Annotated in this window: 10 protein-coding genes; all 10 read left to right on the top strand. The window is 38.6% G+C overall.

What is annotated here, in order from left to right:
- Window positions 1-32 precede the first annotated feature (32 nt).
- Window positions 33-1,412 (top strand): RNA-binding domain-containing protein, encoded by a 1,380-nt coding sequence (locus DW677_RS12940; RefSeq protein ID WP_117567539.1) that lies wholly within the window; start codon window positions 33-35, stop codon window positions 1,410-1,412.
- Window positions 1,413-1,502: 90 nt separating this feature from the next.
- On the top strand, window positions 1,503-5,198 hold the full coding sequence (locus DW677_RS12945; protein WP_117567540.1) for a YodL domain-containing protein: 3,696 nt from the start codon (window positions 1,503-1,505) through the stop codon (window positions 5,196-5,198).
- Window positions 5,199-5,201: 3 nt separating this feature from the next.
- The gene (locus DW677_RS12950) at window positions 5,202-5,408 is read left to right on the top strand and encodes a transposon-transfer assisting family protein (protein WP_117567541.1); all 207 of its coding nucleotides are present in this window, start codon (window positions 5,202-5,204) and stop codon (window positions 5,406-5,408) included.
- Window positions 5,409-5,594: 186 nt separating this feature from the next.
- Window positions 5,595-7,706, top strand: coding sequence for a penicillin-binding transpeptidase domain-containing protein (locus DW677_RS12955; protein WP_117567542.1), 2,112 nt, complete (start codon window positions 5,595-5,597; stop codon window positions 7,704-7,706).
- On the top strand, window positions 7,654-8,895 hold the full coding sequence (locus DW677_RS12960; protein ID WP_117567543.1) for a DUF6070 family protein: 1,242 nt from the start codon (window positions 7,654-7,656) through the stop codon (window positions 8,893-8,895). The genes DW677_RS12955 and DW677_RS12960 overlap by 53 nt, the downstream gene beginning before the upstream one ends.
- The gene (locus DW677_RS12965) at window positions 8,895-10,172 is read left to right on the top strand and encodes a DUF6070 family protein (protein ID WP_117567544.1); all 1,278 of its coding nucleotides are present in this window, start codon (window positions 8,895-8,897) and stop codon (window positions 10,170-10,172) included. The genes DW677_RS12960 and DW677_RS12965 overlap by 1 nt, the downstream gene beginning before the upstream one ends.
- Window positions 10,173-10,176: 4 nt before the next feature.
- A complete protein-coding gene (locus DW677_RS12970) occupies window positions 10,177-11,442 on the top strand; it encodes a DUF6070 family protein (RefSeq protein ID WP_117567545.1) in 1,266 nt (421 codons plus the stop codon).
- Between the two features lie 53 nt (window positions 11,443-11,495).
- The gene (locus tag DW677_RS12975; protein WP_117567546.1) at window positions 11,496-11,954 is read left to right on the top strand and encodes a hypothetical protein; all 459 of its coding nucleotides are present in this window, start codon (window positions 11,496-11,498) and stop codon (window positions 11,952-11,954) included.
- A 13-nt stretch (window positions 11,955-11,967) separates the two neighbouring features.
- The gene (locus tag DW677_RS12980; protein WP_002593570.1) at window positions 11,968-12,408 is read left to right on the top strand and encodes a hypothetical protein; all 441 of its coding nucleotides are present in this window, start codon (window positions 11,968-11,970) and stop codon (window positions 12,406-12,408) included.
- A 16-nt stretch (window positions 12,409-12,424) separates the two neighbouring features.
- Entirely contained in the window at window positions 12,425-13,660 is a 1,236-nt protein-coding gene (locus DW677_RS12985; RefSeq protein ID WP_117567547.1) for a hypothetical protein, read from the top strand.
- Window positions 13,661-13,794: the final 134 nt, after the last annotated feature.

Below are 13,794 nucleotides of genomic sequence, written 5' to 3' on the forward strand. Positions count from 1 at the left end.
TGGGAATAAAAGTTGGGTAAAGGAGCATACTAATGGATATTAAACAAATTGTTTTAGATTTATGTGCCTTAAGTGATGAACAGGAATGGTTTGAATTTAAGGAAAACTGGTTTCAGCCTGAGGCATTAGGCGAATATGTATCTGCCCTGTCAAATGCGGCGGCTTTTCATTATAAAAAATATGCGTATTTCATTTGGGGAGTAAATGATAAAACTCATGAAATTGTAGGAACAACATTTAACCAGTATTGTGAATATAACAAGGAACCGTATCAGAATTATCTTGCGAGAAATCTGTCACCAAGCATAAATTTTAGTTTTGAAGAAACAGAAATTTATGGAAAGAGAGTCGTTGGTCTGGTAATTCCTGCGGCAACCGAAATTCCTACGGCATTTAAAGAAAAGAGGTTTTTAAGGATAGGATCATCAAAATGTAATATGAAAGATTACCCTAAGAGAGAAATTGAACTTTTCAAAATACTTGATGGAAGAACGGAAACGATAGAAACGGTACCGGCGAAGTATCAGGACCTTACATTTCAAAAACTCTTTGGATATTATGGTTCAAAAGGGATTGTTTTAAATCAAAAGACGTTTATTAAGAACTTGGGATTAAAAACAGAAGAAGGAGAATTTAACATTCTAGCACAGTTATTATCAGATAATTCTCATTTTCCGCTTCGTGTATCTATTTTTGATGGAGAAACAAAAGGCTCTAATCTTTTCTCAGTGCGTGAATTTGGAAATGACTGTTTATTATACAGCTTGGACGAGTTATTGCGTTATGGGGATGTGTTGAACCTAATCCAGACGGACGAAACAGACAGGGTTGTTGAGAGGAAAGAGGTTCCTTTATTTGATAATAAGGCATTTCGTGAGGCTATCATAAATGCCGTTCTGCACAATAAATGGGTGGAAGGAAATGAGCCTATGATTTCGGTTTTCTCTGACCGGATAGAGATACTATCGAGAGGAACACTTGCTCCGGCACAGACCATGGAGGGATTTTTCTTAGGAGAATCAATCCCTGTAAATGAAAAGTTGTCCGAGATATTTCTTCAACTGCATATAAGTGAGAAATCCGGACGAGGGGTTCCTAAAATTACGGAAATGTATGGAAAAGATGCATTTTCATTTAGGGAGAATTCCATTGTTGTTACTATCCCATTTGAGAGAATAAATAAGGTTGGGAATAAAGTTGGGAAAAAGGTTGGGGATAAGAAACCCTTAAATTCCAGAAGACAAAAGATTATTGCAGAAATGAGAGACAATCCAAATATTACAACTGCGGAACTTCATAACATATTAGGCGTGAGTGAAACAGCAGTAGAAAACAATATATCATTTTTAAGAGAAAATGGTTATATAGAGCGGGTTGGCTCAAAAAAGGCAGGATACTGGAAAGTATTATAGCAGTTTAATTTAATAGTGTGATTATGCAGAAGGCAGTCCATAGTGGGCTGCCTTTTGTCGTGCAAAAAAATGAAAATATGGAGGTTTATTATGGCAGACGAAAATATGAATACAATTCATATAACAGAAAAACAAAAAGTACAGGAAATTACAGACAAGTTGGAGGAAGGATTAAAGGAACTTTTTGAGAGTGAAAAGTACAAGACTTATCTTTCCACCATGTCAAAATTTCATAATTACAGCTTTAACAATACGTTACTTATCGCCATGCAAAAGCCAGAAGCAACACTTGTAGCCGGATATAAGGCATGGCAGAAGAATTTTGAAAGACACGTTAACAAAGGAGAAAAGGCAATCCGTATTCTTGCCCCTGCACCTTACAAAATTAAAGAGGAACGGGATAAATTAGACCCTGTCACAGGAGAAATGATGTTTGATGAAAACGGTATGCCTCAAAAGGAGCAGGTAGAGGTCACGATTCCAGCATTTCGTGCCGTGTCTGTATTTGATGTATCGCAGACAGACGGAAAGCCAATTCCGGAACTGGAAGCACAGGAACTTTTATCAACAGTGGAGGGATATGAGGACTTTGTGCAGGCACTTATGAATGTTGCCCCGGTTCCTATTGGTTTTGAGGATATTCCCGGCGATTCCAAAGGATATTTCCATACCGAGGAAAAGCGGATTGCAGTGCAGGAGAATATGAGTGAGAGCCAGACATTAAAGACAATGGTGCATGAAGTAGCTCATTCCATGCTGCATAATAAGGAAATCAATCGGGATGATTTGATAGAAGAACCTGCAAAGGACAGAAATACAAAAGAAGTAGAAGCAGAAAGCGTTGCCTATACGGTATGCCAGCATTTTGGCATAGATACCTCGGATTATTCCTTTGGTTATATTGCAGGGTGGAGTAGTGGTAAGGATATGAAGGAACTGAAATCTTCCCTAGATACTATACGAAAGACGGCATCGGAACTTATTACAGGAATTGAGGGAGCATTAAGGGAATTGCAACTAAATCGTGAGATGGAACAGGAACAGAGTAAAGAGTGTATCCTGCTGATACAGAATGAAGATCTGACGGAGTTCAGCCTTGTAAATGTCCGTGGAATGGATACGCAGGAGCTTGTGGCTGCTCTTACTAACATGAATGAGGATGATAAACTCAGCATACAGGCATACTTGGAAAGCAAGGGTGCATGGACTACAGAGCTTGGTAATGATAAAACGAGAGAATTTGAGGAATATCATCTTGATGTTCGTTACAATCTTGATACAGATGAGATTATTGATGTGAAAGCAAAAATAGCAGAGCAGATTGACAATAACCTCTCTGTGATGGAACAGGCAGAGATTGATGCACTTCCAGACCCGATGATTGGTCTGTCTGAAATGCGGGAGTACGGTTATACATGGAATGAAATGCTGCCATTGACGCAGGAGAAAGCATTGGAATTGTTTGACCATGACTTGCCTGTGTATCTGTTACACAATGACGGTTCGGAAACCACGGTAGATGATAGAAAACAAATTATGGAGCATGAAGGAATTTTTGGCATTGAAAAAGGCGATTGGGAAAATGAAAGAAAACTTCGTTCCATGCAGGCTGAACTTTCGGACAATCAAATAAATAAGGAAGCGCAGCTTTTGTATGGCAGCTCTGACAAGTACGGTATTTATCAGTTGAAGCATAATCCGGAGTTGGATCATCTGCGGTTTGAAGGCACAGAGTCTTTAAAGCGTATGGGTATTACAAAGGACAATTTTGATGTTATCAAGCCGGAAAATTATGAACTGATTTATGTAGGAGAGCTGTCTGAATTGCAAGAGCAGACACAGGGCGAAACACTGGAAGCAATCTATGAGCAATTCAATATAGCCCACCCGGAAGATTACAGAGGGCATTCCCTGTCTGTCAGTGATATTGTGGTCCTGCATCAGAATGGGAAAAACAGTGCCCATTTTGTGGATTCCTTTGGATTTACCCGACTTCCTGATTTTATGCAGACTTTGGAGGGAGTAAAAGAGCAGGAAGCGGAGATTGACACCTCTGGACACGATGTCCAGAAGTCAGAGCCAGAGAAACAGGAGCAGCAAACTTCGGACAACACGTTGGAAGATGGGGATGAAATCATTGACCTTGGTGATGAAAAGGAACAGGTGCTTGCAGATATGAAAAAATCCTTGGAGCTTGGGGAAGAAACCGAACTTGCCTTTCAGATTGCAGACCGCTATATCAGTATCCAAGAGGTGGATGGAGGCTATGATTATTCCATTATGGGAGCTGATTATAAGGAGCTTGACGGTGGAGTTTATGACAATCCTGATGTGACAATTAGGGAGGCACTGACTGATATCGTAGATGATTTGAAAGCTGCTCCAGACCATAACGGAGCGAAAGGGAGTATTAAGGAAAAGGATGAGCTGATACCGATTGATTATGAAGGATTGATGGAAAAGGTTGAGGAAGCCAATGAAGTTGTACCAAAAAATCAAGAGAGCAGCATCATAACGGATTTCAGGGCAAAGACCAATGAAGTGTTCCATGACATTAGTGAAATGAATCCGGCAGAAATTGAAGAAACGATAAAATGCCATGTGCAGGCAAAGATTGATGAGTATGATATTGATGCCACAATCATTGATGCAGTTGTTGTAGGAAGCAGGTGCAGAGGTCTGGAGAAGGACAGCTCTGATCTTGATGTGGTAGTGGAACTTTCTACGAATGAGAGAGAGGATGATTTATTCAATGCGTTTAATGAGGACGGGTTACATATCGGTGAGGTAAAGGTTGATATCAATCCGATTACTGCCCAGCGTACCGGGACACTGGAAACGTATCTGCCACAGGCTGAGAAGTATCTGGAGAGCATCCGGCAGGAAAGGGAGCAGGAGCTGACACAACAGATGCAGACACAGGGCGAAATGGAGAAAGAAGAGGTTGAAGTAACATTGATGGTATCCGAGTGTGGAGAGTTTCATAATTTGGGAGAATTTTATGAGAATATTCCCACTGTGGAGGAGGCAATCGCTATCTGGAAACAGATACCACCAGAGCGGATGCATGGTATCCCTGCAATCGGTATCAATGTTCACAGACCGGGCGAAGAAATCTATATGGATGATGAAGTTGACCTGTTATCAGGTAACCGGATTGATTTGGAGATATTAGAGCATATTCCAAGCATAACCTGTGAACCGAAGGCTATGGAAGTCATTGCTGAACTTGTAGCAAAGCTGCCTGAAATGGAGATAGATGGAGTTATGTCTGAAGATATGGAAGCAATGGTGTGGGAGAAGCGTATGCCGGATTTAGGACCTGCAGAACAGCTTGCTGTTGAAATTGACCGTTTTAGCTATGATTATGATGTTTATTCCTACCGCAACAACAACCCAAATATGACGGAGAGTGTGTCAGAGATTTCCGAGATGATAGTTCAAGGGAATACGGAGCCTATTACAGACTGGTTGAACGAGGTTATTTCTGAGGGAGCTTTGCCGGATGAAATGCAAAGGACAAAAGTATTGCTGGAAAAATTGGCTGAATACAAGCCTCTTGCCAAGATTGAAGAAATGGAAGAACAAAATTATAACATGATTGACAACGTGCTGAATAATGGTGCAGAGAAAGCACAGAGGGAAGCAAATAAGAAGAATCAGGAACAATCTGCGGTAAAAGTTTCCTTAAAAGCTCGATTGGCTGAGAAAAAAGCACAGGTGGAAGGTTCTGGACAGGAACATGAAGTACAGGAAAATACAAAGAAAAATCAGAGGGAGATATAAGCGATGAATAATAAATTTACAGTAGAAGAAGTCAATTTAATCTGCATTTTTGAGTGTAAGAGCAGGACAAAGGTTATAAGTGATATTAAAAAAGCGATTAAGTATTTGGATGACGATGAAATGGTAGAATTGTCAAATCGGGTAGTTGCCAAGTTAGATGATATGACAGACAAAGAATTCGCAGAGATGGAGTTTATAGTAACGGAATAGAAATGGTTTTGCTGGCAGAGCATGGATATGAATGTGTTTTGCCAGCATAAAGCATATTAACTTGACATAAAAATCTTACAGGTGTAATATTTAAGGCGAAAGAAATTTTTTTATCTTAAAATCTTACAAGCGTAATATTAAGAAAAGTAGGAAATATAATTTTTAAAGAACGGAGGTTAGACAAAGATGAAGCGTAGAGCAAGAAGGAAAAAGAAACAAAGAACGACAATTTGCTTGACGGTATTTGTGCTGGGAACAATGTCTATCGGAGCTATTGTAAGTATTGGCATTTTGCATAGAAAGCAAAATACATTGGTTTCTCCAGAAGAACTTTTAGTTGAATATATGAGTCATATTCCAGAGCAGGAGTATGAAGAAATGTATGCGATGTTAAATATTGAAGCATCAAGAAATATTAGTCAGGATGATTTTGTAAAGCGAAATTCGGCTATCTATGAAGGTATTGAAGTGGACAATATGGAGATTGAAGTTACAGCATATGATGAGGAACGAAAAGCAGTAACTTATCAAACTTCTTTTGATACGGTAGCAGGTAATATCAGCTTTGAGAATGAGGCAATTTTTCTGAAGGGGGAAGATGGATATAAGTTGGCATGGGATGATTCACTGATCTTTCCGGAATTAGGTTCAACAGACAAGGTAAAGATTTCTACTACGCAGGCAAATCGAGGGGGAATTTTGGATAGAAATGGGCGAGTTCTTGCTGGAAAAGGTGTTGCATCTTCGGTTGGAATTGTACCAGGAAAATTGGAAGACAGAGATGAAGCTATTCAGCAGATAGCTGAGTTGTTGGAAATTGAATCAGAAGTGATTGAAAAGAAACTGTCTGCAAAGTGGGTAAAAGAAGATTCCTTTGTATCAATTAAAACGATTCCTAAAGTGGCAGAAATTGAGTTAATGAAAATCGAGCAGGATGAAGAGGTGTTGAAAGAGAATGAAAGACAAGAAAAATTGCTTGAAATTCCGGGAGTGATGATATCTGACACTGAGGTGCGAGAGTATCCATTAGGTGAGGCAGCTGCGCATTTAGTAGGTTATGTACAGAGTGTTACCGCAGAAGATTTAGAGAACCATGCGGGAGAGGGATATACAGCCAATAGCGTAATGGGTAAAAGCGGAATGGAAGGCTTATTTGAAAAAGAATTGAAAGGACAAAACGGCAGTAGCATTTATATTGTAGATTCTGCTGGGAACAAGAAAGCGGAACTTGCGAGCATATTTGTACAGGATGGAAAGGACATACAACTAACTATAGATGCTGACCTTCAGAGGTCATTATATGCACAGTTTAAAGAAGACAAAAGTTGTTCTGTAGCAATGAACCCGTATACCGGAGAAGTTTTGGCTTTGGTTAGTACACCGTCCTATGATAATAATGATTTTATTATGGGGTTATCTAATGAACAGTGGACTGCACTGAACGAGGACGAGAATAAGCCGATGTATAATCGCTTTCGACAGGTATGGTGTCCTGGTTCAACTTTCAAACCGATTATTGCAGCAATTGGGTTGGAATCAGGAGCAATTGATCCGATGGAGGAATATGGAAATGAAGGGTTAAGTTGGCAAAAAGATTCTTCATGGGGCTCTTATTATGTGACCACACTTCATACATATGAACCTGTCATTTTAGAGAATGCACTGATTTATTCAGATAATATTTATTTTGCAAAAGCTGCATTAAAAATTGGTGCAGAGGAGATGGAAAGATCATTAACGGAACTGGGATTTAATGAAGAGATTCCATTTGATATTAAGATGGCAAAATCACAATACTCTAATACAGAAAACATTGAAACGGAAATACAATTAGCAGACAGTGGTTATGGACAAGGACAGGTTTTGGTAAATCCTTTGCATATGGCATGTATCTATTCTGCTTTCTGTAATGAGGGAAATATTGTAAAACATTATCTGGTATATCAGGCTGAAGCGACTGTTACGTTTTGGAAGCCGGGAGCATTTTCTAAGGAAACAGCAAACCAAGTATTAGAAGGCACAAAAAAAGTTGTGAATGATTCTCATGGAACCGGACATGCAGCTCATCGTGATGATATTGTTTTGGCAGGAAAAACTGGTACCGCAGAGATTAAGGCATCAAAGGATGATACTTCAGGTACGGAACTGGGATGGTTTGCTATCTATTCGACAGAGGAAACAGTGGAACATCCTATATTGATTATCAGCATGGTTGAAGATGTAAAAGGAAGAGGAGGAAGCGGCTATGTCGTTAAAAAGGACAGTGCAGTATTGGAGGATTGGTTTCATAGCAATTAGTATTATGATATTGCTTAGCGTTCCTGGGTGTGGTGATACACATTTGGAAGATGAACAAGTAGTAGAAAGTGAAATTGCAGTTCAAGATCAACAACAAAATGTGAAGGACAATGAAGATGAGATTATAGAAATTTGTTCGCAGCTGTATAAAAAAGCTTCAGAGGAGAATAAGATAGCAGATTTAGAAATGATTCGTATTATTGTAAATCAGTTTGGAGAAAATGGGTATCCGGCTGTTGACAGCAGAAATCAGATTGATATGACTGAGGCAGAGCAGGTAGAGTGGTTCTGTGAAATGGTGGATACGCAGGAAGAGGCTGAAATAACAATTATTGAGGTCAGTTACTTGGGCGGATTTGTAAAATATGATTTGGAAACAAAAGACGGAAATGTGGATGTGGTCAGAAGCTATTATAAGTACGAAAACGGAAACATGAAACGAGAGGTGACAGGAAGTTATCAGGCGGAGTATTGGAATTATACAGAAGACGGTTATCTTATGTTTTCAGGAGTTTGGTTTTCGGAAGAATTATATGTACTGACATTGAGCGGAGCGGAGGAGCATACTGCATTACGAGTACAGCCTTTGGATGAAACATACAGAGAGTTGAGTCGGAAGTATCTTCTTCCAATCGGCTTTGAACAGAATAATATGTTCATTGTAGATTGGAGCGAGGATGATTTTGGAGAATTGAATTTCTACGATATGTTTGACCTGCTCTATCCAAAAGTTTATGGGACAAATATTCCTTATGTTGCAGATGACAATTTTGGAGTTGGTGCTGTTTATCAAATACCCAAGGATGATTTTGAGCGTGTTATCCTGCCCTATTTCGATATTGATAGTGAAACATTGCAATCCAAAACCATCTATAATGCAGAGGATAAAACATATGAATATAAACCGAGAGGATTTGAGGAAGTGGAGTATCCGGAATACCCATATTCAGAGGTAATCGGATTCACAGAAAACGGCGATGGAACACTTACTCTGACAGCCAATGTGGTGTTTCCGTATGTGGGGGATTCTAAAGTATATGCACATGAGGTTGTAGTTCGTCCTTTAGAGAATGGAGGAGTACAGTATGTGTCTAACCGAATTATACCATCCGAGGATAATTGTGAGGAAACATGGCATACACCTCGCCTGACAGCGAAGGAATGGGATGAAATATATGGAGGTAAATGATGGAAGATGTGAAATGGATGTTTAGAAAGTGCGGATTTCCAATTTTGATATTCTTGTTTGTTGTTATAGTTGGTACGGTCTGTTGGGAAAAATTGAAAACGGAGAAACCTCAAAGTGTAGCAGAGGAAGTATGGGAACCTCCTGTAGAAATCGAGAACAGCGAAGAGGTATCGGTAGAGGAAACAGATACGGAATCTTCTATGGAGTCTGTATATTGGTTCGTGCCTCAATCTGAGGAGTGCTTAATTACAGATGAGGAAAAGAAAGAATTACAAAGTATGGTATTATCAGCAGCCGAATCAGTCAGTGAAATATATGTGGATATAGTAATTTCAGATGCACCAAACTATTCTTCTGGTATTAGTGACTTCACTAGCGAACAGCGAAAAGTTGTTGTAGAACACTTGGGCAGTAAAGGATTGGTGAGTGTAGAAGAAGATACCAATATGCAGAATTATGAAAAAATAGAGACATTCTATGCTGAATATTTGGATGGTCATGATTCAATGGTAACAGTATTTGATGTACATAGAGATGGGTTGTTGGGTGCAGTAACTTTTATCTATCGTAAAAATAAATTGCAGACTTATTACATAGGAGTGCGATGGAAAGAAGGTGGGGTGCCGGAGATACAGGGTACTTCCGTTAGTAATGTGGCTGAAATCAAACTTACTGAAAAAGGGTATTTTATCTATGCATATGAATATGTGATTGCACATGCAAGTTTGAGACAGTATTGGAGAATAGAACCGCTTCCGGAAGACTGCCGGAAATTGACGGAAAAATACATATCGGGACTAAGCTATGTGAATTACAACGTGCTTGTCACAAACTGGGACAGTAATAATGTGGAGGACATACTGATGCCTTGTATGTATGAAGATATTTATCGGATTTATACAGGTGAAAATTTGAAAACGGAAGATTGGAAAATTTCGGCAGAGGAATTTGAAAAGATTATGACCACCTATTTTCCTGTATCGGTGGAACAGTTGAGAGAGCATTGTGGATATGATGAGGGCAGCAACAGTTATGAATATGAAATGATTTATGCCAGCCCATATCCGCCCTTTGGAGAGGTGGTTGATTATACAGAAAATGCGGATGGAACAATTACGCTTATCGTTGATGGAGTATGGCCGGATTATAATTCCGATCTCGCTTTTAGAAACACGGTTGTGGTCCAACCATTTGAAGATGGAACGTTCAGATATCTTTCTAATTCCATAGAGCAAATAGAATTGGAACTGCCACCGATAGCAAGAACGAAAGGATGATTTTATGGTATTAAGGAAAAAAAGTATTCTACTGATTATGGTATTTCTGATTGGGTGTTTCGTATGTGCCTGCGGAAAAGAAAAGAGTGTTGTGGGTGAAACTCTTGCGGAAGATACGGAAGAAGTATCTCCCACGGAGGAAACAAAAAGCGCTGAGGAAGAAGCTGCAGAGCAGTGGGAAAAGGGCTATGGACTTCCAGTGGATGAACAGGAGGAAAAAGAAGCTGCGAATGACTGCAAAAAAATGATGGAACTTATTTTTGACATTTATAAGGATGCAGATAAAGGGACAGCATCAAATGTGGTTCTGAATGATGAAACGGTTCTGGAAATGCAGAAAAGGTTAATGGAAACGGGATGTCCGGTTTCCACTTTGGTAACATACTCCAATATGGGAAATTATGAAAGTGTGGATTCTTATCTTGAGAATTGCACGGCTGGGGAACGTGGTTCTGTAGTAGTTTATGAGATACATAGTGATGGTGGAATTGGTAGAATAAAATACATTTATGATGGAACGGATATGTATGTTGTAAGTGCAGGAAGCGTATGGAATAAGAATGGTAAGTCGGGAATGTCCTATATATCCTACACCAGAATAAAGGAGTGGAAATATACGGATAAAGGATGGTTTTGTTATGAATTATGTGTTCCGGAACCGCCGGAGGTTACAGAGATTGTTGACGGAAGCTGTCTGGTAAGAATAAAGCCATTATCTAAGGAACAACGGGAAATGTCAGAACGATGCGTACAAGGTCTGGGGTATCAGGGAAATAATCTTTTATGCTCGAATTGGGATACCGACCATATGGAAAAACTGGACTATAATGGAATATATGAATATCTGTATGCCATGAAACATCAGAAAGCGTTTGATGCTGAGGATTATCCAAATGGAATACCAAAAGAAGAATTTGAGAGTTTGATCATGGAATATCTTCCGGTAACAGCAGAGCAAATTCAGGAATATGCGGTATTTGATGAAAAAAATCAGACTTATGTATGGGTACGACTAGGCTGCCTTAACTATGCACCAACTTTTTTTGGAACTTCGTTGCCGGAGGTTATTGATATCAAAGAAAATGAGGATGGAACAGTGACATTAACGGTGGATGCGGTGTGTGATATGGTCATTTGTGATGATGCGGTCATAACCCATGAACTTACAGTAAAGTTTGCTGATGATGGTAGCTTTCAATATTTGGGGAATGAAATCCTTGATGATGGAATTAAGGAGATACCAGCCTATCAGTACCGAATTAAAGAATGATTGATAATATTGGTGATGATGGTAATATTACAGATGTAAGAGAGTGAGAATAAATGAAAAAAATAAAATTGGTTGGAATATTGGCAGCAGCTGTTATGCTGATATTTGTAGCAGTTACAGCTTATTTGCATGAAAAGAATGCAGATAAATCAGAAGAAATATTTGTTATTCCTGTAAACAATGATGAATTATTTGTTAGTTCGGAGGAGAAATATAATTCTATTAAAGTATATAAGCAGACAAATATGCTAGTTATAAATGCACAATCGGAAACGGCGTTTTTCGATGGGGCACAATTTACAGTAGAAACTGATGGGAAAATAACGCCGGAAGATATAGAAATTACTTGGATGACCATAGGTGGCAATACGGAGCAGGCAGAAGATAATGACCGTATTATCGCTGAGATAAAAATATATGATAATGATGAATTGATTTTTGATAAAAAGATAAATTTTGCGAAAAAAGGATTTGATGCAATAGAAGATGTGTTAGAAAGGAACGGGATGTAAAAAAGGAGGACACATGAAAAAATTAAAATTAGTTGGAATATTGGCAGCAGTTGTATTGATAGGCAGTGTGATTTCAATTCCACTTATAAATAACCATACAGCCTATAAGGTGGAAAAGGCATTATGTGAAATCCCGTTGCCAGAGGAAACAGAATTGATAGAGTCGTTGTCACAGGCTGGGAAGCTGACGGGTAACGGAAATGGAATGCAGTATTTCGGAGCAATTTTAATTCGAAGTGATTTGTCTTTGGAAGAATTGGATGCTTACTATTCAGGTTACAGAAGTAATGAATGGGAATGTTTGGTGGAAACTCAGGAAGGGCAGTCCATTGAGGTGATTGATCACGAGACACTACAATTTTCGGAAGAAATAAAGGATAGCGGTTATTACATTCTATATTCATGGGGAAGCGGAAATTCTCTATTGGAAGAACTGGATATACGTGGACATTAAAAGGAGTGTTATAACAATGAAGAAATTTTTGAAAATTATGCTATGTATTATGGGTTCGCTTCTTGCAGTAATTGTAGCATTTTGGTTTAGCATTTCGTATACGGTAAATTACAAGAAGATAACTTGCGATACATCCGTTTCACCAGATAAAAAATATGAAGTGATACTTCAAGCTGTTGGAGAACCGGAATGGCCTTTTGGTTCAGCAAGTGGACGGTTAGTCCTTAAAGAAGGCGAAGATAAGATATCGCAAACAGATTTTGAATTGCACAATGACGGTGCAAGCATCAGTAGCAGCTGTTGGAAGGTTACCTGGCATGAGGATTATGTAGAAATAATTCTATCAGGTGAAGAACAATTTGATGAACAAGTCATTTTATATTTCGATGGTACGAAAGAAATACAGCAATTGACAGATGTAGCAGATATTGAAGTAGAATATCCATCAGGAGAGAGATTAGATGAAAGCCGGGTTATAACTGAACAATCCTTTGATGTAGAATTGAATGATTGGGGTGAAGTACAGTTTGTATCTTATCTGCCGACTTATGAAACGCTCTGGGAAGATGTTTCATTTGTGCTGGCAAAAGACAATCAAATTATATATTATTTTCCGGAGTGTTATGAAAATAATAGTACAGAGAATGATAGTGTAGGAATGTTTGATAGTGTTGAAGCGGTTGGATTTCAGGATATAGATGGAGATGGTGCAAAGGATGTGATTGTCATCATAAACTATGTTATAGGAGCAGGACCGCAGGGAATGATGCCACGAAAGACCATTAGAATATTCAGTTCACAGGATAATGGTTTTGTCATTCAACACGATTTAATGGATGAATTAATGGAAAATATGAAAGAGGATGATATTTCTATTCCTGCGATCTGTGATTATGTGACATTAATGGAAACAAATGAAATATATGATGGATATCGTACTATATATCAACAATACTTCGCAGACGAAGGATGTGATTTTATGATATCATACGGTGCGAATGGAAATTCTAGAGTTATCTTAAATGAGAATGAGGAAATAATAGAATATCTTGTATATGACAGACTTTCGGAGAATGAAAAATGCGAATTATATGTTTTATACAGAAGTAAGAAAAACACAGATGGTTCATGGTATATCTCAGAGGCGGAGATCCTTGATATATTTGCATATAGTATGTCTACAAAAGATGTGGTCAGTAGTGGTAAAACATCATGGTCAGCGACTGGAAGTGAAGAGCATGAAATAAATTAAGATAAGCTTTTGATTTTAATTCGATTATCTACATGTGGAGTGAGGTGTTTTTATGAGAAAGTTTGTTAGAACGTATTCTCCATTTTTAGTATATTTGAGAGTATGAGAAAATCTCTGTAAATAAGATTCTTCTA

It is taken from the genome of Clostridium sp. AM25-23AC (assembly GCF_003435125.1).
GTDB classification, from domain to species: Bacteria; Bacillota; Clostridia; order Lachnospirales; family Lachnospiraceae; genus Pilosibacter; species Pilosibacter fragilis.

Excerpts from the sequence above, each read along its gene's own strand:
- DW677_RS12945 (WP_117567540.1), top strand. The coding sequence starts at position 1,503 with ATGGCAGACGAAAATATGAATACAATTCATATAACAGAAAAACAAAAA.
- DW677_RS12980 (WP_002593570.1), top strand. The coding sequence starts at position 11,968 with ATGAAAAAATTAAAATTAGTTGGAATATTGGCAGCAGTTGTATTGATA.
- DW677_RS12955 (WP_117567542.1), top strand. The coding sequence starts at position 5,595 with ATGAAGCGTAGAGCAAGAAGGAAAAAGAAACAAAGAACGACAATTTGC.
- DW677_RS12940 (WP_117567539.1), top strand. The coding sequence starts at position 33 with ATGGATATTAAACAAATTGTTTTAGATTTATGTGCCTTAAGTGATGAA.
- DW677_RS12985 (WP_117567547.1), top strand. The coding sequence starts at position 12,425 with ATGAAGAAATTTTTGAAAATTATGCTATGTATTATGGGTTCGCTTCTT.
- DW677_RS12965 (WP_117567544.1), top strand. The coding sequence starts at position 8,895 with ATGGAAGATGTGAAATGGATGTTTAGAAAGTGCGGATTTCCAATTTTG.
- DW677_RS12970 (WP_117567545.1), top strand. The coding sequence starts at position 10,177 with ATGGTATTAAGGAAAAAAAGTATTCTACTGATTATGGTATTTCTGATT.
- DW677_RS12960 (WP_117567543.1), top strand. The coding sequence starts at position 7,654 with ATGTCGTTAAAAAGGACAGTGCAGTATTGGAGGATTGGTTTCATAGCA.
- DW677_RS12975 (WP_117567546.1), top strand. The coding sequence starts at position 11,496 with ATGAAAAAAATAAAATTGGTTGGAATATTGGCAGCAGCTGTTATGCTG.
- DW677_RS12950 (WP_117567541.1), top strand. The coding sequence starts at position 5,202 with ATGAATAATAAATTTACAGTAGAAGAAGTCAATTTAATCTGCATTTTT.